This is a genomic window from Paenibacillus nasutitermitis (assembly GCF_014641075.1).
In the GTDB taxonomy this organism is placed as follows: Bacteria; Bacillota; Bacilli; order Paenibacillales; family Paenibacillaceae; genus Paenibacillus_Z; species Paenibacillus_Z nasutitermitis.
Genome location: NZ_BMHP01000002.1, coordinates 169,632 through 193,281 on the forward strand (window position 1 = coordinate 169,632; position 23,650 = coordinate 193,281).

At 52.2% G+C, this 23,650-nt stretch carries 17 protein-coding genes; all 17 read right to left on the minus strand.

Annotated elements, in window-relative coordinates; all coding sequences use genetic code 11:
* Positions 1 to 33: 33 nt before the first annotated feature.
* The 17 genes from IEY46_RS10855 to IEY46_RS10935 all read right to left on the minus strand — a co-directional run bounded on the left by IEY46_RS10855 (position 34) and on the right by IEY46_RS10935 (position 23,227).
* Complete coding sequence (locus IEY46_RS10855) at positions 34 to 444, minus strand: MerR family transcriptional regulator (RefSeq protein ID WP_188992048.1); 411 nt, start codon at positions 442 to 444, stop codon at positions 34 to 36.
* A gap of 60 nt (positions 445 to 504) precedes the next feature.
* Complete coding sequence (locus IEY46_RS10860) at positions 505 to 1,791, minus strand: methionine gamma-lyase family protein (RefSeq protein WP_188992049.1); 1,287 nt, start codon at positions 1,789 to 1,791, stop codon at positions 505 to 507.
* Positions 1,792 to 1,859: 68 nt separating this feature from the next.
* Positions 1,860 to 3,149 carry a GTPase HflX gene (gene hflX, locus IEY46_RS10865; protein WP_188992050.1) on the minus strand — a complete coding sequence of 430 codons (1,290 nt, stop codon included), beginning with the start codon at positions 3,147 to 3,149 and terminating at the stop codon, positions 1,860 to 1,862.
* A 19-nt stretch (positions 3,150 to 3,168) separates the two neighbouring features.
* Entirely contained in the window at positions 3,169 to 4,161 is a 993-nt protein-coding gene (locus IEY46_RS10870) for an AAA family ATPase (RefSeq protein WP_188992051.1), read from the minus strand.
* A gap of 172 nt (positions 4,162 to 4,333) precedes the next feature.
* Entirely contained in the window at positions 4,334 to 5,011 is a 678-nt protein-coding gene (locus tag IEY46_RS10875; protein WP_229750228.1) for a YdcF family protein, read from the minus strand.
* Complete coding sequence (locus IEY46_RS10880) at positions 5,008 to 5,565, minus strand: ribonuclease FAU-1 family protein (protein ID WP_188992052.1); 558 nt, start codon at positions 5,563 to 5,565, stop codon at positions 5,008 to 5,010. The genes IEY46_RS10875 and IEY46_RS10880 overlap by 4 nt, the downstream gene beginning before the upstream one ends.
* 341 nt (positions 5,566 to 5,906) lie before the next feature.
* Positions 5,907 to 8,555 carry a transglycosylase domain-containing protein gene (locus tag IEY46_RS10885; RefSeq protein ID WP_188992053.1) on the minus strand — a complete coding sequence of 883 codons (2,649 nt, stop codon included), beginning with the start codon at positions 8,553 to 8,555 and terminating at the stop codon, positions 5,907 to 5,909.
* A 266-nt stretch (positions 8,556 to 8,821) separates the two neighbouring features.
* Positions 8,822 to 9,064: an RNA chaperone Hfq gene (gene hfq, locus IEY46_RS10890; RefSeq protein WP_188992054.1), complete on the minus strand. Its 243-nt coding sequence runs from the start codon at positions 9,062 to 9,064 to the stop codon at positions 8,822 to 8,824.
* Positions 9,065 to 9,082: 18 nt separating this feature from the next.
* On the minus strand, positions 9,083 to 10,072 hold the full coding sequence (gene miaA, locus IEY46_RS10895) for a tRNA (adenosine(37)-N6)-dimethylallyltransferase MiaA (RefSeq protein WP_188992055.1): 990 nt from the start codon (positions 10,070 to 10,072) through the stop codon (positions 9,083 to 9,085).
* Positions 10,069 to 10,839: a class I SAM-dependent methyltransferase gene (locus IEY46_RS10900; protein WP_188992056.1), complete on the minus strand. Its 771-nt coding sequence runs from the start codon at positions 10,837 to 10,839 to the stop codon at positions 10,069 to 10,071. Before IEY46_RS10900 ends, miaA begins: the two co-directional genes overlap by 4 nt.
* Complete coding sequence (gene mutL / locus IEY46_RS10905) at positions 10,836 to 12,974, minus strand: DNA mismatch repair endonuclease MutL (protein WP_188992057.1); 2,139 nt, start codon at positions 12,972 to 12,974, stop codon at positions 10,836 to 10,838. Before mutL ends, IEY46_RS10900 begins: the two co-directional genes overlap by 4 nt.
* Positions 12,975 to 13,010: 36 nt before the next feature.
* On the minus strand, positions 13,011 to 15,809 hold the full coding sequence (gene mutS, locus IEY46_RS10910; RefSeq protein WP_188993710.1) for a DNA mismatch repair protein MutS: 2,799 nt from the start codon (positions 15,807 to 15,809) through the stop codon (positions 13,011 to 13,013).
* Between the two features lie 247 nt (positions 15,810 to 16,056).
* Complete coding sequence (locus tag IEY46_RS10915) at positions 16,057 to 17,469, minus strand: putative amidoligase domain-containing protein (RefSeq protein WP_188992058.1); 1,413 nt, start codon at positions 17,467 to 17,469, stop codon at positions 16,057 to 16,059.
* 160 nt (positions 17,470 to 17,629) lie between these two features.
* Positions 17,630 to 18,193, minus strand: a complete 564-nt coding sequence (locus IEY46_RS10920) for an outer spore coat protein CotE (protein ID WP_188992059.1) — start codon at positions 18,191 to 18,193, stop codon at positions 17,630 to 17,632.
* A 334-nt stretch (positions 18,194 to 18,527) separates the two neighbouring features.
* Positions 18,528 to 19,508: an aromatic acid exporter family protein gene (locus IEY46_RS10925; protein WP_188992060.1), complete on the minus strand. Its 981-nt coding sequence runs from the start codon at positions 19,506 to 19,508 to the stop codon at positions 18,528 to 18,530.
* Positions 19,509 to 19,691: 183 nt separating this feature from the next.
* The gene (locus IEY46_RS10930) at positions 19,692 to 21,485 is read right to left on the minus strand and encodes an ABC transporter ATP-binding protein (protein ID WP_188992061.1); all 1,794 of its coding nucleotides are present in this window, start codon (positions 21,483 to 21,485) and stop codon (positions 19,692 to 19,694) included.
* A complete protein-coding gene (locus tag IEY46_RS10935) occupies positions 21,482 to 23,227 on the minus strand; it encodes an ABC transporter ATP-binding protein (RefSeq protein ID WP_188992062.1) in 1,746 nt (581 codons plus the stop codon). Before IEY46_RS10935 ends, IEY46_RS10930 begins: the two co-directional genes overlap by 4 nt.
* Positions 23,228 to 23,650 lie beyond the last annotated feature (423 nt).

The following is a 23,650-nucleotide window of genomic DNA, read 5'->3' on the forward strand; positions in this document are numbered from 1 at the left end:
CAAATCATCTCCTCATGGAATAATGGTTCAGATTTACTTTTTGTTATAGAAACGAGACAACTGACCTTGAATCATCGAGGCTCTGCCAGGTCTATTCTCCAACACCTGCTGCTTGAGCAATCGATGCAGCTGTGCGTCCGACAGCTCACGACGCTTCACCTCGGATTGCTCACTTAGAACGGTTGCCTCTTCCGATTCCTTGGAAACCGGATTCATCACCTGCTTGATGCCGGCGATATTGACGCCTTTCTCAATCAAAGATTTGATTTCCAGCAGCCTTTCCACGTCGTTGAACGAAAATAACCGCTGATTGCCCCCGGTTCGTGCGGGAATAATCAGTTCATGCTGCTCATAATAACGGATTTGCCGAGCGGTTAAGTCGGTCAGTTTCATGACGATTCCGATTGGAAAAAGCGCCATATTTCTACGTATATCGTCAGCCATGTCACATCAACCTTCCAGTATCCGAGATAATCCTTATTGTAACCCTCCCTCAAAAATCTGTCAAGATATGTGAGGTTTAATTACAATTAACTCTCTCTCTGCAAGCGTCATCAAAGCCTTTAAAACCCCGTATTTGACATGGGCATAGGTAAGTCCGCCCTGCATATAAGCAATGTATGGCTCGCGGATAGGTGCATCCGCAGACAGTTCCAGACTGCCGCCCTGCATGAAGGTTCCGGCGGCCATAATAACAGGGTAGTCGTAACCAGGCATTTCCGAAGGCTCAGGCACCACATGGGCATCCACAGCGGCAGCCCTCTGGACGCCCTGGACAAAGGCGATGAGCTGCCGGGCTTCCGCAAAGCGTACCGCCTGAATAAGATCTGTCCGCCCGGCGTTCCATGGCGGATTGGTCTCAAAACCGATATGCTGGAACATCAACGCGGCAAATGCACTGCCTTTCAGGGCTTGTCCTACCAAATGCGGAGCCAGAAAAAGGCCCTGATACATTGCCCGTAGCGTGCCCAGTGTCGCGCCGACTTCGCCACCGATTCCCGGAGCCGTCAGACGGTAGGCGGTCTTCTCCACGGCATCCTTCGTCCCGGCTACATACCCGCCCGTAGGAGCGATCCCCCCGCCCGGATTCTTGATCAGCGATCCCGCAATCAGATCCGCTCCAACCTGGGTAGGCTCCAGCTCTTCCGTAAATTCCCCGTAGCAATTATCGACAAAAACAAGAACATCCGGTTTGACTGCTTTGACCCGCTTCACCATTTCACCGATCTGGGCAACGGTAAACGATGAGCGCCATTCATAACCGCGTGAACGCTGAATCCCAATGACCTTCGTGCTCTCGGAGATGCTGGAAACGACATGCTCCCAGTGAATGGAGCCGTCAGCAGACAGATCCACTTCGGTATACTTGATTCCAAAATCCTGAAGGGAGCCTGTTCCGTCGCCAGGCTTTCCGATTACTTTATGTAAGGTGTCATAAGGTCTTCCTGTTATGTAAAGAAGCTCCTCGCCTGGCCGCAAAAGACCGAACAGCGCACAGCTGATCGTGTGAGTGCCAGAAACAAAATGAGGGCGAACAAGCGCCGCTTCCGCCCCAAATATATCGGCATACACCAAGTCGAGCACTTCCCGCCCGCTGTCGTTATATCCGTAGCCCGTGGAACCATTAAAATGAAAATCGCTGACACGGTGCTTCTGAAAAGCCTGAATCACTTTCCATTGATTTCGTTCCGCAATCTTGTCCATCCTTCGAAATACGGGAGCAGCCTGTTCTTCGGCCGCTTCCGCCCACTGCTCGAGTGTCGTCCAGTTGGTATTCTCCTGCTCAACCACGATGTTTTGTCTCTCCTTATGAATGTATCCATACTCTTCTTTCTTAGACGCAGAATGGCAGATCCCGTCTACTGCTCCGTAAAAGCTTCCAGCTTGTACCCGTGAACCTCATAATCCTGTTTGTTCAATTCGACCGTCAGCCGAAGCATATCGCCATCCACTTCCTGACTGGTCACCTCACCGGTCCGGTAAGCTAGAGCGATCAGATCGCCCCGCTCGGCAGGAAGCACAAAAGTACGGGTATCTCCCGTCATTTTCTCCTGGATCATTTCACGCAGCCGAAGCAGGTCATCCGCCGAAAACGCGCTTATTTCCAGGACATCCTGCCCTTTAGCCGGCAGCACTCCCAGCTCGTCAGGATTGTATTTGTCGATTTTATTAAAAATCGTAAGCTGCGGTTTGCCTGCCGCCCCAAGCTCCGAAAGAATTTTGTCCACCACGGTCATTTGTTCGTTTCGCATCGGCGAAGAGCTGTCCACCACATGAAGAACAAGATCCGCTTCGCATACTTCTTCCAGTGTTGCCCGAAAAGCAGCAATCAGGTCATGCGGCAAATTTTGAATAAAGCCAACCGTATCGGTCAGCACCACTTCTTTGCCGCTTGGCAGCTCAAGGCTGCGGGAGGTTGGATCAAGCGTAGCAAACAACTGGTCCTCCACATAGACATCCGCTCTAGTTAATTCGCGCAGCAGCGTGGATTTCCCTGCATTGGTATACCCGACCAGAGCTACCTGTTGAACGCCTGACTTGCGCCGCCGTTCGCGGTGAAGAGTCCGGTGGCGGACAACCTCATCGAGTACCGTTTTCAGATCATTGATCCTGTCGCGTATATGACGGCGGTCGGTTTCAAGCTTGGTTTCACCTGGCCCCCGGGTCCCGATACCTCCACCAAGCCGCGATAAATTTTTGCCTTGACCGGACAAGCGCGGCAGCAGATAGCTCAACTGGGCTAGCTCGACCTGAATAATCCCTTCCCGGGTTTTGGCCCGCTGGGCAAAAATATCAAGAATCAGCTGTGTACGGTCGATAATTTTTAAATCCAGCGCAGCCTCCAGATTTCTAACTTGAGCACCGGAAAGCTCCTGATCGAAAATAGCCGTAGTGGCGCCAAGTTCTTCGGCTACGGCCCTTAACTCTTCTACTTTCCCTTTACCGATAAACCATTTGGGATCCCGGGTTTCTTTGTTCTGGGTGATCGTGGAGAGCACTTCGCTTCCGGCCGTCTCCGCCAGGCTGACAAGTTCCTGCAAGGAAAGCTCGGGATCGGCGTCCCCCCTTTTTACTTCCGTCGTTACCAGGCTGACAAGTATGGCGCGGTCGCGGAGCTCATTGTCTGTATCGTATGTTGATTGTCGCATATAAAATCTGCCAACCCCTTCAACCTTGTTTTTGTTCCCATTTCAAATCCTCTGGCCGGATGGCCATCAATTCCATTTTGCTAGGCGAGGCTTGCGGATATTGATTCAACAAGCGAACCGCCTGATGACGAAAAGCTTTTTCGATCGCATTGCGGACATACCGCGCATTGCTGAATGAATATAACGAAGCGGTCTTCTCCTGCATAAGATGCTGGCGCAGTTTAAACAGGGATTGGGGCATAAGCGTGTAGTCACGCTGTGCCGCCATCAGCTCCGCAATTTGGATCAGCTGGTCAATGGAATAGTCGGCGAAATCAATCTGAATGGGAAAACGCGAGGGCAAACCGGGATTCGTCATCAGAAAATCTTCGATTTCTACCGGGTATCCGGCCAGGATCAGCACAAATTGATTGCGGTGATCTTCCATTGCCTTAACCAGCGTATCGATAGCTTCCTTGCCGAAATCCTTCTCGCCCCCGCGCGCCAGACTGTACGCTTCATCTACAAACAACACCCCACCCATCGCTTTGCGCACAAGATCGCGCGTTTTCTGGGCGGTATGGCCGATATATTCCCCTACAAGATCCGCCCGCTCCACCTCGATCAAATGTCCTTTGGTGAGCACGCCCATTTTGTTCATCAGCTTTGCAATGATGCGGGCAATGGTCGTTTTACCCGTACCCGGATTTCCTTTGAAAATCATATGATAGACATGCGAGCCGCCCGACAAACCTGCCTCTGATCGCATTCGGTTGATTTGAAGCAATGCGAAGATTTCATAAACAAGCAGCTTGACATTTTCAAGCCCCACCATGGGATCAAGCTCACGCTGAATCTCGGCATAAGGATCATTCGCAGGCATGGCTTTGAGCGCCGAACCGGCCATTTCCGGTTCTAGCGCCTGAGCGGTACCTGCAGCCGCAAAAGTCTCCTGGCTGCGCAATACGACGTTGATTTGTCTTGAGGGCCTTGTGACGCCGGACTGACCCGATGAGACGACGCGTTCGTTCATCTATACCATCACCTATCCTTCGCTTTACGCATTAATCACGTCATCATGCGTGCGGAGAAAGAATAAGGACCGAAGGACCGCCTATAAACCCGCATGCGCCGCTTGATCCATTGTATTCTAGCGAAACCGGCCATATTAACAGTTTCCAAAGACAAAGATCATAGCCGGAGTGCTAAAACGGGGTATCGGGCGACTGCAGTCCAATGCGAAGTAGCAGGGAGTCCAGCTTCCATTTGGTAAAGGCAAATAATTCCCGGGTCTGGTTCTTGGAGACCGAAAGCACCTGGGATTTGAAACCGATAACCTCCGAATTGCTATATCCCAAATACCGGGCGATATCCGCTGAACGCGCAGAATGATAATCATGCGTAATGATGAGCAAATTGTTCCAGCCCTCCCGCTTGGCTAGGGGCTTGCTGAATAGCAAATTCTCATAGGTGCTTCTGGCGTCATTTTCCAGAATCAGCTGACCAGCCGGGATTCCTTTGCTTACCAGATAATTCTTCATGCCTTCAGCTTCGGTAATCGTGGAACCGTTATGATCATGGCCGCCCGTCAGTATAAAATGCTGCGTGATTCCCTGCTTGTACAATCCAAGCGCATAATCAAGACGTTCCTTAAGCCCAGGGCTTGGAACATCGTTCCATAGGGCTGCGCCGAGCACAATAGCGGCATCTGCTTGAGGAATCGGCTTTGGCATTTCATAATTGTTAATGAGCCAGAACAAATATCCAAACCAGAATGCGGCAAATGCCGCTGCCCAAATTGCGAACCGCATCGAGATTTTGAATATGCGCAGTTTTTTGCGGGATCGCTTTTTGGTGCGCGGCTTGACCATAGGCGGGCTCAAGATTCGCTCACTTCACCGCTTTGCACAACAAGAGCTTTGCGGTGCTTCAGACTGAGCGTGAAATAACGAAAACGCCCGCTCCGGATGGTAGAAAGTACTTTTCCTGCCGTTTTGCGTGCAAGAGCAGCGTCCTTGTTCGTCACGATTCCCTGCCGCAGCGCATCTTCAAGCTCGTCTTCATCCATGAGAAACACTTCACCGCTAGGCAGAACGACGACATCCAGATATAGATCATCAAACCAGGGAACCTGCTGGTCCGTCAGGCCCTGGGTTTTGCAAATATCGATATACCATTGAACAACGCGGTTCTTGTCATCGAACATCGTTGTCACTACGAAATTCTCGCCCCGCGGAAAATGCTGCATCCATAAATAACCACGGTCAGCCAAGCAAAGCCGGCGTCCGTTATATTCCTTCCAAAGCGGCTCGCGCAGTTCGTGTATGCGGTATAACGTGACCATTCCCTTGAATTCATCGCCATCCATATTCATACAGGTATAGCTTCTTCGGAGAATGCGCCGCCAATTGGCTCGGTCAGAAAATTTACGTTTCATACGGAACGACCTTTCCGTTAGGATCACTAAAAGAAGTAGACATCTTTTGGAGTGTACGTACAACAAATCCGGTATTCAAGAAGAAACGGCTAACGCCGTCTCTTCCGGTTAAAAAAGCTTACCACAACTTACCACCCATCTCCAGCGGATTGGGATAATCACACACCGAATTCAACCAAAAAAATCTCTTCTGTCTTTATCATATGGCGCAAGCCTGCTTCTGTTGCGGAAAGCAGCTTCTTCCATTATAGAACTATTGTGCCTCAAAGCCGAGATACTAAACCGGAATCGGCAAGGCAGTCTTCTCCTGCCCCAGATTATTCGTTTACGGCTTCCACAGCTTACGGAACGGGAGTTTCGGCTCCTTCTGAAGGATTCGTTCCATCGATTGGAGGCTGATTAACGGAGCTGGAGCCGGTTCCCGGGTCAGGAACGGCCCCAGCAGGTGAGTTTTCTCCACCTTGGCTGGGCTCGCCCGTATTTGGAGACTCACCGCCGGTATCGGGATTGCCTGCACCATTGTTTTGCCCGCCGTTTCCACCCGTTCCATTGCCCGGGCCTCCATTATCGGGATTACCATTACCGGAATTTCCATTACCATTACCATTTCCATTTCCATTGCCTTGGCCACCGTTACCGGGACCGTTATTACCCGGTCCGGTGCCATCTGGACCTCCATCATCACCAGGAAGATCCGGGTTCTCAGGGTTATCCGGGTTTGTACCGGGAACCTCGGGCACCTCAAGGTCTGGTGGCAACTCTTCCGCCGGTACTTCTACCTTCACGGTAGCAGAAGGAGCGCTTTCCAATCCATCCTTGGCATTATAGGCCGTTACATAATACTCATATGAAAGCCCCTGCGCGACGCTCATATCATCGATGCCAGTTCCTACAAGGGAATCCATTAAACGCATGAAGTCCGTTTCATTTGCTTCTTTGCGGTATACCCGGTACGTGTATTCCGCCCCTGCCAGCGCATCCCAGGACAACTTGACTGTGACACTCTGCGGATCATAGGCGGCATTCAAGTTTTGAACACCTGCCGGCGGTTGTTTTTCCTCCACTTCGATATTTTTCGGTTTCGGAAAATAATTAACGGGCATTCCTTTCATCGCCGCTTTCATTACCTTGCTGAATAAAGCGGCGGACTGTCCGCTGCTGTTTTTCAGTAAATGAGTCTTGTCGGTTTTGTCATAGCCCATCCATACGACAGCCGTCCACTCCGCGGTATAGCCGGAGAACCAGGCATCGCGGTTGTAACTGGAGCTGTAGTTCGGGATACCATGCTGCGTCGTTCCCGTTTTGCCCGCCACCGGACGGTCGATTCTAGCCCTTGTGCCCGTTCCGCCTTTTTCCAGCACGCCCTGCATAATATCGGTCATGTAGTAGGCGGTTTCCTTCTTCATGACCTGCTTGACTGCGGGCGCATTATATTCATAGACCGTTTCGTCATTGGTATCGACGATTTTCAGTATGGTGTGAGGATCTACAGACTTTCCTTGATTGGCAAAAGCGCTAAAGGCCGCAGCCATTTGCATCGGTGTAACGCCATCGGTCAAACCGCCCAATCCGATTGAGAGGTTGCGGTCATTCTTCGCATCAAGATTGAATCCGAGCTTCTCGGCAAAATTCAACCCGGTTTTTACGCCGATCTCATTGAGCAGCCATACGGCAGAAGCATTTCGGGATTCCTTGATGGACTGCCGGATGCTGATCGGTCCGATATATTTTTTTGCGTTGGAATCGCTTGGGCAATAATTGCCGTAGCATTTTTTCTCATCCATGACGATTGACCACGGGAACCAGTCTCCGGAATCAATTGCAGGTCCATATACGGTAACCGGCTTGAACCCGGAACCCGGCTGGCGGGGTACATTAACGCGGTTCAGGCCTTTCTTCTCGTAATCGCGTCCGCCGGCAAGACCTTGAATGTTGCCGCTGCGGTGATCAATGATCACCATTGCGCCCTGTACCTTCTGATCATCCACACTATTCTCGAAATTTTCAGCATCCGCGAATTCCTTTTCGATCGTCGATTGCGCGTTGGTATTGAGCGTCGTGTAAATTTTATAGCCGCCAAGGCGCAGCTGCTCCTCGGTCAAATTAGCTCTCTTCTCCGCCTCGCTGACTACTGTGTCAATGAAGGCTGGATACTTCTGACTATTGGTCGTCGCAATATTCGGATTGTATTCCGCCGCATTGGCTTCATCTTTTTGTTCCTCCGTAATATACTTCTGCTCGTACATTAATTGTAAAACGACCGAACGGCGCTTTTTGGAACGCTCCGGATCGCTGATCGGATTATAATTGCTTGGCGCCTTCGGAATCCCGGCCAGGGTCGCCATTTCCCATAGCTCAAGCTGATCCAGTGGTTTATTGAAGTAGATCTTGGCTGCAGCCTTGACCCCGTATGCCGTTTTCCCAAAAAAGATACGATTGAGATACATCGTCAATATTTCGTCTTTGGTTTTTTTATGCTCAAGCGCAACGGCAATGGAAGCTTCCGTCGCTTTCCGGAAGAACGTTTTGTCCTGGTTCAGAAACAGATTTTTGGCCAACTGCTGCGTGATGGTGCTTCCGCCTTCAGCCGCGCTTCGTGAAATCACGTCCTTAACCAGCGCACGGCCAATTGACCACAGGTCAATCCCGGAATGCTCTTCAAAACGCTGGTCCTCTGTTGCGATAAAGGCACTTCTGAGCAGCTCCGGAATTTCTGCAAATTCCACATTTTCACGGTTTTCCCGGTACAGCTTGGTTACACCTTGGCCGCCGGCATCATAAATGATGGAAGCTTCAGCCAATTCCAATTTATCCTGATTATCCGCAAGGATCCGTTCCCCGTTTAGAATAATAAGCAAGTATGCAATAATACCGCACACAATGGCGACTGCCCCGGTAAAGAATAACCAGACAGCAGCTTTCTTTTTTGAAAATTTCTTTTTCCCCTTCTTTTTTACCGGTTTCTTCTTGTTGCGTGTCTCATCAACCATAGTCCGGCTCCCCTCCTGCTCGCTTGCGGGTATTCCCGCTTTATATTTATATTCTTACCTGTCTTGCAAAAAAATCCGTTTGCTGCAAAAATCCGTCCATATCAATTCCCCGCTACAACCCGGTGCGAATCCGCCTGACGATGATCCTGCGACATAGCCGGTAACGAAAAGAACAACCCTGCACGTGGGCGGGTTGCTCTGTCGTGCCGCTATCCAATTAAACGTAACACGTTTTAAAAAAGTTTCAAAACGGTCCAGTCGATGGTTTAGGCCTCGTTGTTTGTATCTTGTTGTACCAGCGAAACATTGCGTTGTGGGGTAAACGTTGAAATGGCATGCTTGTACACCATTTGCTGACGTCCATCACTGTCGATCACAATGGTGAAATTGTCGAATGCTTTAATAACTCCGCGAATCTGGAACCCATTGGTCAAATATACCGTAACCGGGACGCTGTCTTTGCGCAATTGGTTCAGAAACGTATCCTGAATATTGATTGTTTTGTTCATTAGCCGTTACCCCCATCATTATAAAGAGTGGTTAGAAATATATTCAAGCTCGCCCCTAAACTTTCCTGCTATTATAGCATGAATTGCAAGCAAATTCTTGTGAAAATTTTCAGAAGAATCGATCCATTGGATCTCCTTCATCCTGCGAAACCAGGAAAGCTGCCGTTTGGCATAGTGGCGCGTATCCCTTTTGAGCAAAACGATAGCCTCATCAAGGGTCAGATGCCCGTCCAGGTACAGCGCAATTTCCTTGTAGCCCAGACCTTGCATGGCAACGGATCCCGGTTTGACGCCTCGCTCAAGAAGTTCTCTCATTTCCCCGACAAGCCCTTCGGCGATCATCGCCTCTACCCGCTCATTAATGCGCTCATAGAGCAGCGCGCGATCCATGGTGAGCCCAAGCAAACACAATTCGTAAGGCGAAACTTTGGTTTGTCCTTCCAATTGCGTGGATTGCCTGATTCCCGTCAAATGAAGGACTTCCAGCGCTCTGATAATCCGGCGCTGGTCATTGGGATGCAGACGCCGAGCTGATTCCGGGTCGGCAGCGTGCAGCCTGGCATGAAGCGCCTCCGCTCCATATTGCAGCGCATATGCGGCCTGCTCCTCGCGGAAAGCCTCATCCGAGCCGCTGTCGGCAAACTCGTAGCCGTAGGCCACGGATTCCACGTAAAGGCCTGTTCCCCCAACGATAAATGGCAGCTTGCCGCGGCTTGTGATATCCCGTATCAAATCTCCGCACAACTGCTGAAATTCCGCTACGGAGAATGGATGATCGGGGTCGCAAATATCAATGAGATGATGGGGAATTCCTTCACGTTCATCTTCCTTGATTTTGGCCGTTCCGATATCCATGCCCCTGTATACCTGCATGGAGTCGCCGGAAATAATTTCCGCATTCCAGGCTTTCGCAATTTCCAGACTCATACGGGTCTTGCCTACTGCTGTCGGACCGATCAGCACAAGCAGCCGGGGTTTGTTGGCAGGCAGATTATTTTCGGCGCTCATCGCGTATCGATCACTCCATAAGCAATTTTATTTGCGTGTTTTCTTGTAAAACCAAGGCGTTCGAACTCCGGACTGTCCTTATGCTCTTTCATGACAACCGTTTTGCGGGCGATCCGCACCGCATGCGCCACGGATTCCGGGTCGAGCGGCAGGGGATTTGCAAGTCCCCGCAAAGGGCCAATCGAGGAGGAGTCATGCATCGGCCTGCGGAACATCGGATCGAAATAGACGATGTCCACGCTATTGTCGGGCTGCGCAGCCAACCAGTCATTATGGTCAGCCAAATGCATCTGAATCCGGCGGAATGCCCCGTTTACATCCTCATGGATGGTATGATAGCTTTGCAGCCCTTCACGCACCACCGCGAACAGCACCGGCTGGCTTTCCAGTGCGGTAACCAGTCCGCAAGAGCCTACCGCGTAGGAGAATACAATCGCATCGGACGCGAGGCCGGCCGTACAATCCACGACATGATCCCCGGGCTTGCAGCCGGTCAGTTCGATCAGTGGATCATGCTCGCCCTTGCGCATCCGCTTGACTCTCACATAAGCCATACTGGGATGAAAATACAGCGGGTCATCCGATTCTTCATAATAACGCAGTCCGCGGTCATCTGCAACAAGCAGCCGCCCATCGCCGTACCGAAGCCGAAGACGGGTTAAGGATTCCTGCTTACGGGGAACAAAACGGGCGCCGAGCTCCCTGGCAAGAGATGATGCATAATCCTCCAGCTCAGGGCTGGGCTTATGCGGGGTCGTGATAATCATGACATCACCCGCTTGAACATTTTCTCCAGCTGGTACGTGGACATATGAACGACAATCGGTCTCCCGTGAGGACAGGTATAGGGCTGATGGCAGTTGGCAAGTCTCCGAATGAGCCCTTCGCCCTGTTCCCTTGTCAGCCTGTCATTGGCTTTAATTGAAGCTTTGCATGAGCACATAATAGCCGATTTCTCGCGCAGCTTGCCAATATCCACGCCTGCTTTCTCTCCCAGCAGCCATTCCACCATTTCCTCCACGACCGACTGCTCCTCTCCCTCAGGCAGCCACTGCGGGTATGCCCTTACAAGAAAAGCATGGCTGCCAAACGGCTCAAGCTCAACGCCAGCTTGCTCCATCACCCCCAGGCGCTCTCGCAGCGCCGAAGCTTCAGTGGGAGTAAATTCAAGCGTGATCGGAACCAGCAGCTGCTGACTGGCCTGCTCGGGATGACTGAATTTCTCAAAAAAATACTCATAATGAATCCGCTCATGTGCAGCATGCTGATCGATCAGATACATGCCATCCTCATTCTGGGCTACAATATACGTTCCATGAAGCTGCCCGACCCAATACAATTCGGGGAAATCTCCGGCAGATGAAGCCGCCTGCCTGTCAGAATCCGATTGGAAAATGCCGCTGTCCGGCGAGCTGTTGTTTCCTGCTGATCCAGCATTATCGCCCGATGCCAGCAGTTGGTCCGTTAACGATCTGCCGCCATCATCCGAAGATACGGATCGCTGGTTTAATGCCGATTCATCACGACCGGAAGCTGCTGACGGATGCACAGATGATCCCGCAGTTGAGGAGTCTGACTGCATCATATCCATAGACGCGGCTGCGGCCGTTTCACGAATAACGCTGTCGCCGCGCCTTGAAGGCGGCGCATAGAGCCGCTCTGTGGCATCGGCGGGAATCTCGGATCTGCCACTCTGCCAATCCTGTGAACCTCGTCCGGCTGAGCCGCTGTTGTAGGGTGCAGCGTGTCCTGTTTTTGCGGGCATGCCCCCCCATTGCGCCTTCTCTTGCCTATTTTCGGCAGCACTTATCCGGGCATCCGGCGAAGCGGACGGCTCAGGCTGATGAAACGAAATGCGTTCCTGGATGAAGGCAGGCTTGGAGCGTTCGCCGGATGCAGGCCCAGGGATATGGCGCTGCTTGCCCAGAGCGTCGACGATGACCTGTTCGATAAATTGCCGAAGCTCAGGTTCCTTACTGAAACGGACTTCCATCTTGGACGGATGGACATTGACATCCAGCAAGCTGGGGTGCATGCCGAGTTCCAGTACGGCTAGCGGATAACGGTTAATCGGCAGCAGCGTATGATAAGCCTGCATGATCGACTGATTAATGACATAGCTCCTGATGTATCGTCCATTGACTACAACTGTAATTCCGTTGCGGTTGGCTCTGGTTTGCTCCGGCTTGGAAATGATGCCGCGAAGATCATAATCGGGATGTTCGCCTTCAACAGAGAGCATCGCTTTGGCCGTGGTAGTGCCGTAAATCGCAGCAAATGTCTGCAGTCGGTCGCCGCTCCCAAGTGTCCGCAGCAGCAGACCTCCATTATGCTTCAAAGTAATGGCAATGCCAGGATGCGCCAGTGCGAGGCGATTGACATAATCGGCAATATGTCCAATTTCAGTCTGAATTGTCTTCATATATTTAAGCCGGGCAGGCGTGTTATAAAACAAATCGCGCACGGCAATATCAGTTCCTTGCGGGGCATTGTGATCCTCGTCCTTGACGATCGCTCCGCCCTCAATAACAAGCCTTCGACCCAATCCGGTCGTTTCTGTCGATGAGATGCATTCGACCTTGGCCACTGCCGCAATACTCGGCAGCGCTTCACCCCGGAATCCGAGGCTTGCAATCCGGAACAGATCCCGCCCGGATGAGATTTTGCTCGTTGCATGACGGTAGAAAGCCAGCGGGATGTCCTCCGGATCAATTCCGGAGCCGTTATCCGTAACGCGGACCAACGACAAGCCGCCTTCTTCAATAACAATATCAATGGTTGTGCTGCCTGCGTCGATGGCATTCTCCACAAGCTCTTTGACGACCGAGGAGGGGCGTTCCACAACCTCTCCGGCTGCAATCTGGTTGGCTAGCTGCTCATCCAAGATATTAATTTTTGCCACTACTGGCCACCTCCTTCCTTCATTGCGATCCGCAGCTTATTTATCCTGTATGAGCTTTAATTTCAAGTCATTGAGTAATTGCATCGCCTGCATGGGAGTGATATTAAAGAGATCGAGCTTGCGCAGCTGCTCGGCAATCTGTTCCGCCTTCGGGCTTGCTTTGCGCGAGCGTGCCTGCCCCGCTGCAGAGTCCTCGAATATCGAGAGCTGCACAACATCTGCATGGTTCTCTTGCGCCGGCCGGCTGTCATCATCCGGACTAGACGGGGTATCCCGGACGATCTGATGTACAAAGCCATGCTCCAGAACATGCAGGTCGGTACGATTGCTGTTCGCTGACTCTGCGGACCGTTCATCCGAACCAGAATCAGTGAGATCCGGCGAATAAGCAGTTGCCGTTTCCCGCATCGCTTCAAGCACTGTCACTTCCCCGGGAGAGCTGTCCTTGCCCGACGGGTCTATAGTCCCGTCAGCATGCGAAGCCAGAAGCACATAGGCTCGGGATATAATCCGCTCCGGCAGACCGGCAAGCTGGGCGCAGTATATCCCGTAACTGCTGCTGGCTGCGCCCGGAACGAGCTTGCGCAGGAAGGTGACATTATCGCCGGTCTCCTGAACCGCCATACACACATTGCGCAGCATAGGAAGGGTCTCATCCAGATGCGCCAGCTCGTGAAAATGAGTAGAGACCAGCGCTTTGCAGCCAATCTCATGATGCACATATTCAATTACCGCCTGTGCGATTGACATTCCTTCTCCGGTCGAGGTGCCGCGGCCCAGCTCATCGATGATAACAAGGCTTTGTTTGGTAGCTTTTTCCGTCATCGTCTGGATATCCTTCATCTCGACCATGAAGGTGCTCTGGCCTCCGATCAAATCATCGGCAGCGCCGATGCGGGTGAAAATCCGGTCGATAAGCGGGATAACCCCCCTTTTTGCCGGAATAAAACAGCCGATTTGCGCCATAATGGCAATCAGCGCAACCTGGCGCATATAGGTGCTTTTGCCTGCCATATTTGGACCGGTTATCAGCAGCATCGAAGCGCCTTCGGCTTCAAGCGAGGTACCGTTGGCAATGAACGGTGAACCGTCGATTACAGCCTCGACTACCGGATGGCGCCCATCCTCCACAACCAGATCGAAACTGTCGGTTACAGCCGGCTTGACGTAACGCTGCTCCATGCTTACCGTTGCATGAGACTGGTAGACATCCATTGTGGCAATCGTCTCTGCCAGCGTCTGCAGCCTGCTCAGGTGAGCTGTCAGATGATCGCGCAGTTCGATGAATTTGGCATATTCCAGATCCACCATCTTTTCTTCAGCTTCGAGAATTAGACGCTCTTTCTCTTTGAGCTCGGGTGTCACATATCGCTCGGCGTTGGTTAAGGTTTGCTTGCGCTCATAACGGCCTTCGGGAAGCATGGAGATATTTGCCTTGGACACTTCCAGATAATAGCCGAAAACGCGGTTGTAGCCAATTTTGAGCGACTTGATACCGGTTGCTTCGCGCTCTTTGCGTTCAAGCTCGGCCAGCCATTTCTTCCCGTTCACGCTGGCTTCGCGGAGCTCGTCCAGGTAAGGATCGTAACCTGTGCGGATCAGACTGCCTTCCCGTACGGAAATCGGCGGATCGTCCACAATGACCGTCTCGATCAACTCGGCCAGATCCATGCAGGTGTCGATCTCCTCCACCAGCCTGCAGAGCGTAGTCGACTCCGACTCTTGACACAACCCGGTCAAAGCAGGAACACGCAATAGCGAGACCTTGAGTGCATTGAGATCGCGACCGTTCGCACTGCCGAATGCAACCCGCCCAACCAGGCGTTCAAGGTCATAAATCTCGTTGAGCTCGCCACGCAGCTCGTCTCTGAGAATCAAATTTCGGTGCAGCAGCTCCACCGCTTCCAGCCTTTCCTCAATCAGCTTCACCGACAGAAGGGGCTTGTCTATCCATCTGCGCAGCAGCCGCGCGCCCATCGAGGTGCGCGTCCGGTCCAGAAGCCAGAGCAGAGAGCCTTTCTTGCTGCGGCTCTGAACCGTTTCTACCAGTTCCAGATTGCGGCGGGTGAACGGGTCCAGAATCATAAACTGATTTGGCTCATATGTCCTGATCTGCCTGACATGACCAAGTGAACGCTTCTGCGTTTCTTCCAAATAGCCTGTCAGCAGACTGATGGCCAGGTGTCGTGCCGGCTCCAGTCCCTGCAGCGTCTCCGCCCCGAACTGGTCGCTCAGCTTCTGCTCGTCCATGGCTTTGCGCTCTGTGAACAGGACCTGGCGGTTCCATCCTGCAGCTGCCGGCTTCAACTGCTCAATCAGACCGGCGTCACCCACGATTTCCACGGGAAGGTAGACATTGATCTCGTCAGTAAGCAGCTCCAGCTTATCTGCAAACGAGGTGACATACAGCTCTCCGGTCGTTAAATCGCAGGCTGCAATTCCGAAAACCCCCTCCCGCCGGGAAACGCCAACAATAAAGTTGTTGGCTTTGTCGGCAATGGATTTGGTCTCCATCACAGTGCCAGGCGTGATTACCCGGACAATTTCGCGGCGGACGACGCCTTTGGCCTCGGCCGGGTCTTCCACCTGCTCGCAAATCGCCACCTTGTAGCCTTTTTCTATCAATCTTGCTATGTATCCTTCAGCGGAATGATAAGGCACGCCGCACATGGGAATCCGCGTATCTCCTCCGCCACCGCGGGCAGTCAGGGTAATTTCAAGCTCGCGTGAAGCCGCAATGGCATCCTCGAAAAACATTTCATAAAAGTCACCCAGCCGAAAGAATAAAAACGCGTCTTTGGCCTGTTCCTTTACCGCCAAATATTGTTGAATCATCGGGGTATGTACCGTCAATTTCGCCCCTCCTAAGAGTTTTCTTGTACTTACCTGAATATGCTCCTCCGCAACAAGAAAACTCACATCGGAAGCATAAGCCAAGAGTTTTCTTGTACTTCCTTGAATAGGCTCCTCTGCAAAAGAAAACTACATCGGAAGCATAACCTATACACCAGAACCCAAGTATAACAGAAAACCCGCTATGGGTGGAATGCGCCTCCGTGCTTCCCACACCAGAAGCTACACGCTAGATATAAGGCGCAATCCGCCATTTCTGCCGGATGTCGGCTTTCACGTCCCAAACTTTCCCTCTGGCAGCGGCCTCCAGCAGTGGTTCGATATATACCGCCAGTTCCCGGTATGAAGACGTTGCAGCCATAGAAGAAGCGAGCGGCTCCAGATAGTGGGTACGCAATAATTCACGGTTCCCTTTATAATAAGCAGTCACAGCTTCAGGCTCTTCTGCAGGACGGTAGCTGAGCTGGCCGCTTTCCAGTGCGCACAGCAAAGATAACGCGAACACGGCTTTCGCCGCTGCTGGGGAATGCAGCCAGCTGGGAAGCGTGCGGTATTCAAAGCCGCCATGCGGCTGCATTCGAAAATCGCCAAGGAACCCGTAGCGAGGGCGCCTGGCATGCTCCGCAGACGACTCCACCATGGCAAGCGGCATTGCCATATAGCTGTCAAGCTGGCGCAGCAGCCGGCCGCTGAGAAGCACGCCGCTCAGATGAATATGCCCGCCCAGTGCGAAGCCCCTCACGGGCATGCCGCCTGCGCTCCAGCGCAGCGAAGAATCGGTGATCCGCAGCGCAGCCTGGCCCAGCAGGCGGCGCAAGTTTGCCGCCAGCCCGATTACCGTCGAAGCTGGTTCGGGCCGCAGCTCCGCGACGGGATAACGGATGCGGCCCCCGATAATAACAGCGTCGCAACCCGCTCCCCAGCCGCCTTCCAGATAACGGGCGGCCGAAACGACTTTGCCGCTGGGACCGAGCAGAAGAAATTCAGGATCTGCTCCCAGCAGGATGCGCCCGCGGCGGGCATCTCTGTTCATCGCCGCATCCCTTGCGATTGCTGACGCGAAGCTCTGGATGGCTTCTTTCCAAGGCGACAGGCCCACCTCTTGTTGCTGCGGCAGAGTCACGCTCACAACTTCACAACGTCCGGCATCTTGGGCATGCAGCGTAACAAGTCCCATATCCAGGCCAAGAGCGTACAGCGCCTTGGCGGCAAGACGCGTAAGCGGGCGGTAAAGATGATGGGAATATGCAATTTTTTGAGTATACGGCTCCGAATTCGATATCTTGAGCACGCTGTCCGGTCTATGTCTGGTCACCGACAAAGGCTGCAAATTGAATAATGTAACTGTAAACAACCGCAGCGGCAGGGAGTTTGCCTGTTCCGCCTCTTCGCCGTCCAAAGCTGCCACAGCCACACCGGATTGCTCAAGCTTGAATCTTATCTGCTCTGGGTCTGTCAACGAGAAGGCTGACGCCCCTCCGTTTATGATTAGCGGTTCCCCCTCAAGCCGCCAGGAAGAGGGCAGCCTGGCGGCGCCGCATACGACAACCGCATCGCCGGGAGAAGGCATGCCGTCGATCCATGCCTGCGGCTTGCAGTCCATTCGGTTACCCCCATCCCAATACCATACCGTGCCGCTCATGGGTCTCTCCTTTGATCCGCCGTTCTTGCCCGCTTCAGTTTAAACCAGCCACCGCCTGCAATTATGGGCAGGGGTGGGTAAAAAAAAGAGGGCTCTCGCCCTCGAATCCGGTACCTCTGCCGCATATGATACATTAATCCATGGCTGTAACCCGCGAAAATTACAGCTCTTCGTCCAGCAAGTCAGGGTCCAGGTCTTCGTAATCGCCGTCCTCATCGCCATATTCCAGACCTTTGCCGTCGTGATCATCGCAGCCGCCTTGGCAGACCGCAACGCATACTTTCGTTTCGGCGACCATCTCGACTACAAATTCCCGTTCGACTCGAATAACGACACTTGAGCCGCTTGCCGATATACTCGCCTCCACGCAATTCGGTTCCTGTGTCGCTTCAGCCGTCACTTCTTCCGTGGAAGAGCGATGCTTCGGATCCAGGTAGGAGAGCGGCACATGCTCAACATAAGACAGTGTCTCTTTGGCTACGTCGGTTTCCGAGTTTTTGTTGTAAGAATACCAGATATTGATATCGTAAGTACCGATGACCTCAATGCCGTCTCCCGAACGTACCGCCTCGTATTGATGGTTGATAATCCACGCTCCCAAAATGCTTGTGGGATGATGAGGCGGCGTAACGGTATGGGTCACTGTTGAAAACTTACGACCTTTTCCGCAGACAGCTTTCGTTATGATTTCTCTGCACTGAAGCTGTTTATCTGCTATTGCCATGTATTTAACCTCCTCCATACAATCATTCAATAAAGTGTATGCAGGACATAGGCATTTGTTGATTAATCTGAGATGAACAAATATATATTGTTCTAAAACCCCTGATAGATCAGGGGTTTTCCCCTCTCTTCGAATACGGCAGCACATATGAGATTAGATGTTTCGCGGTCCAGGTGCAGCTAGCATAAAAAAGGTATTAATGAAAGAATCCCTGGCGCGAAATGACTGGCTGCAATTTCCGAACCATAGACACTATCGAAATATCGTTTGGTATCGGCAGCCGCTGGTTTGAAATTCCCTGCACATCGCCTATACCTTCAGGCAGGAAATTCTTCTATTGCAAAACAGCCCTCCGGCTGTTTTTTTGCTTCTTCCAGCGTTTGGCGATGCTTAAATAACGCTGCAGCTCATGCATGAGCTGCAGCAGAGCTGCACGCACCTCGAATTCTTCCCGGCTTGCCGGAAGGTCCATGGAGCGGAAGCGTTGTTCCAGCTCGGACAGCTTGCGTTCAATGCTTCCCTCATACACATCGGACTTTACATCATCCGGCAAACTTTCGAACAGCTCCGCCACTTGCTCACCCTGGGGAAGCATCTCATAGACAAATGCAAGCAGGACAAGCATATGCTGGATGGATTCCAGCTGCTGCCGCCGCATCTCGAAATACGTCGGCCATGATTGCCAGGAATCTTCATCCTGTCCCCAGAATCGGTTTTCCTTACGCATATCCGCCTTCAGGATGCCCTCGTCAATAACACGTCCGGCTGCAAGCAGCTCTTCCCCGTTCCAGACCAGTAAGGGGGTTCGAAGCGTTTGGCCCATGTAATGAAAAATTTCACCGAATAACCGCTCGGTTTCATGACGCAAAAAAGTAAGCCGCTTCTCCTCTTTGGGCATATAGATCAGGTTGATGACGGTAGCCCAGCCAAGACCTGTCAACAAAAGAAGAATTTCATTAAATATAAGTGCCTCTGTCACAGCTTCACGGGCATAAATATGAAAAACAATGACAGCACTTGTGACAATGCCGTCCTTCAACTGCAGTCTGGCAAGCACGGGGAAAACGAGCAGCACAAAAATCGAGATGGTCCACAAATGAAAACCCAGCGTCAAAAATATAAAAGAGGCGATAAAAAGGCCAAGCACCGATGCCATGAAACGTTCAAAAGCGCTTTTCAGCCCCTTCATGCGTGTCACTTCCACACCGAGAATAGCAAGTAAACCTGCAGAAAGCGGCGTTTCCAGTCCGATATAATGCGCTGTATATAAAGCTGCCAATGCGGCTAAAGCTGTTTTAATGACACGAATTCCCATGGTTTACCTCTCCGGGCACAGCTGCCAGCTGATATTTGAAGGATCAAGCAAAAAACGATTACCAGTCTTTGCTTATCTTTCATCCAGCTTCATCCTAACGTCCTTCCTTGCACTTCGTCAACTAAGATACGAGTTCCATATGCCATCCAGGCACAAAATTCATATCCCGCTGCATTTTATCCCTCACGCAGGTTGCTCGGCATGATTGGCTGCCTTTTCCGATGGAGATTCCTCCCCTTGCCAAAGCAGCTGCATCTCTGCACTGGTCGCGAGCAGTTCGGAAAGCGTCCCTTCCGCTTCCATGATACCGTCCTTCATAACAATAATATGATCCGCTCGAACCAGGGCCGCACGCCGGTGGGACACAGCGATGCAAGTGATGTCCTGTTCCTGGAAAAGCCGTTCCCACAGCGTCTTTTCCGTCTCGACATCCAGAGCGCTGGACAGATCGTCAAAGATGAACAAGCTGGATTGAGTCAGCAGCATCCGCGCCGTTGCGGCGCGTTGGATCTGCCCGCCGGACAGCATCACGCCACGGGGACCGACGAATGTCTCCAGACCGTTCTCCAGCGTCTGAAGGTCCTGTTCCATGACGGCCAAACGGATAACGCGGTCGAGAACATCCTGCGATATGCTCGTTCCCTGTGTCAGGTTCTCATACAGCGAGTCGCTGAACAAACGAGGCACTTGCGGCGTATAGGAAGCTCTCGGTGGTTTCAGGAATTCCGCGGGATCCTCCACCAGGCGTCCATTCCACAGAATCTTCCCCTCTGCCTTCGGGAGGAGCCCAAGAAGCGTTCGCACAAGCGTTGATTTGCCCGAGCCTATTCTTCCTGTGATGACGAGGAACTTGCCGCGTTCGACCCGGAAGCTGATATCCCTTATGCCGTTTTTGGAATTTGGATAATTGTAGGTGAGGCCTTGTACATCAAGGCTTTGCAGGCGATCCCCATCGCTTGCTGCCGGTTCCGGCGGATCGGGAGGTTCTGCATACAGATAAATCTCGCTATGCTCCGCGATTCGGTCCTCCTCGCCGTGACGGAATAGAATTCTCATCCGTTTAAGCGCCACTTGCAGCCGTTTATGCTGGAACACCATATAACCAAACAAGGAAATGCTGAACGAGAAAGTGCCCAGATAGGAGGTGAAAAGCGCGAAATCGCCGACGGTGAAACGGCCCGCCTTCATCTCCGAGACACACATTAAGAGAATGACGCCCGTGCAGATACTCAGTACATGCTGGTTCAGCGATTTCATCCACTGCTTGAACAGATTATCGCGAAGCGCCGCCCGACGCCGGCTTTCATTCAGCTCTTGGAACCGCTTCAGCACATGGTCTTCTGCCTGGCCCAGCTTAACGGCCTGAATGGCTCCGAACGTCTCGGCGATGAAGCCTGTAATGCGGCCGGTCGCTTCTCTATTCACCTGGGAGTATTTTCTGGCGCGGCTGCCAGACAAATTGTTGAGCAGTGTGACGACTATGAGCGGGAGGATGGCAACGCATGTGATCAGCAAATTGATCTGGACCATCACCACGACGCAGGTGACGGCATATACCACACGTCCCCAGAAGTCGACCCATGACTCCACGTATTCCACTACCTCATCCACATCTTCCCGGAAACGGGTCATGGCTTCGCCGGGGGATGCGGGCAAGTTGCGGCCGGGCCACCTCATAATTCCGTCCAGCAAGTTATAGCGAAGAACGGCTTGCAGATGATAAATGTAGGTCGCCCACTTGTAGAAGGCAGCGTAAAACATGCCGACTCTCGTAAATCTCACAAGGCCGACGATTATGAGCGGAAACACAAGCCAGAGATAATCGTGGGATTCGCCGGTGACCCGGTCGAAGAACCATTTCATCCCAAGTCCTATGCCTACGGGCAAGGAATGAAAAATACCCCATAACAGTGCATTGACGATATAAATAGAGGGGTTGTAGCGGAACAAACGCATAATGAACGAAGTGACGGTCATGCCAATTCCTCCTGTCGGTCGGTTTGCAGCAGACGGAAGTATTCCGATGACGGGTTCTGCGCCAAAGCTTCCCTCGCTCCAAATTCGATCATGCGCCCTTCACGCAATACCGCGATTTTATCGACTTTGTCGAGGGTGGATAAGCGGTGGGCGATTATAATGCCGGTGCATCGCTCCAGCAATTGGTCAACCGCTGTCTGCAAAGTAGCCTCCGTCGCGGCGTCGAGCCGCGAGGACGGTTCGTCGAGGATAACCAGGCTCGGCTTGGTCAAGAAAACCCGTGTTAACGCAAACAATTGCGCCTCACCCGCCGAAAGCGATGCTCCCCCGGCATCCAGACGGCTGTCCAGTCCATCCGGCATCGCATCGACCCAAGGACGAAGCCCGAGCTTTTCTATCGTTTCGAAAACCTCTTCGTCGGACAGATTGGAGTTGAAAAGCGTCAAATTGTCCCTGAGTGTGCCGTCGAACAGTTGAACATCCTGGGTGACCATGCCCACCCTCCTGTACAGTGCCTCCTGCCGCAAAGATCGGATATCCACGCCGCCAACCCGGATGGTTCCGTTATCAATGTTGTACAATCGGAGCAGCAGACGGCTGATGCTGGATTTGCCGCTTCCGGTGCGGCCTACCAGTCCAAGACGTTCCCCCGGCTTTAACTCGAAGCTAATGTCGTGCAGTACCCGCTGATCCTCGTTGTAACTAAAATTCACTTGTTCAAACGACACAGAAAGCGGGCCAGCCGGGAGCGATTCTTCATCTCCTTCTTCAATCTCGCTATGCAAGGAGAGCAGCTCCCTGGAACGGTTCATGCCTGACTTCGCCTTCTGGAATTCCTGTATCTGGTTGCCGAGTTGTTCAATCGGGTCGTTCAGCATCTGCGTGTATTGGAAAAAGAGAAACAATGTGCCGATTGTAATCTGGCCATGCAAATATAAGCGTACACTTATCAGAAGCACTGCCGTGACGGCGAACGTGAATAATATGACTGTGACGTTCCATGGCGTGATTCGGAGCAACCATGCTTTAAGGCCGCTCTGGAAGACGGTCCGCATCGCCCGGTGATAGCGATTCATCAGACGTGGAACGCCCCCATTTGCCTGGACGTCTTCGATACCCGAGATTCTTTCCTCGATCAGTCCGAACAGGGAAGCATTCGCCTGACGTTCCGCCTGGGAAGCTTTCACGCCCAAGTTGCGGATCGCGAACATGACACCGATAGAGAGGCAGGTGAACACAGCCATCGTGGCGGCGATCGGCGGACTGAATACAAACATATAGCCAAGAATGCCTGTAAGCAGCACGAAGCTTCCCACAATCTGTACAATGAACATCCCGAAGAAATTCGACATATGGGTCACATCTCCGTCGATTCGTTCGATCATTTCGCCAGGGGTCTTCCTGTTGTGGAATCGCATATCAAGCCGCAAAGTGTGCTGAAGCAGGCTGGCCCGAATCCGGTTGGTAGAACGCCAGGCCACATCGTTTCCGAGATAGTCAAGCGATACCGTGAACAACTGGTTAATGACGGCTATGCCGATATACAGGCCAGCCAGCGTCAGAAGGCTTGCGGCCGTGCCCGTACCGGTCGCCTGATCGATGAATCGCTGGACAATCTGCGGATTAACGAGCTGCAAAGCAATTGATATCAGCAGCATGAACAGCAAAAGGACCATTCGCCACTTGACGGGACGAAGATATTGAAGAAACCAGGACATAGAGAGGGATTGTTTTGGTGGCATGACGGATCCCCTTTCAAAGTAAAAGCAACACACAGGCATAACCGTTGTGACCGGAAGGCTGGGGGACCATAGGGAAGGAAACCAAAAAACCCCAGGCACAGCCGCCTGGGGTGGAGTATACATGAGGTAAATTAATGCATACGCACGACGGGATCAGCCAATCGAGTCAAACCTATGAGGTTGGATGCTTGGGCTTGGGATTGGTTTTGCATGAGTGGCGACCTCCTTCGACTTGAATAAAATGGATATTGAGACTATATCACGGCCTTGCGAGCAGCGTCAATCAGAAAATGTTAGCGTGTTCATATTTTGCCACAATCTGTTCCGCCCCGATGAATCTTCACTTATCCTCAAGTTTATCGATGCCTCAGCCTCAACAGGCGAAAACTATAATTTCCTGTTCAACAAAAAAGCCAGCCGGGT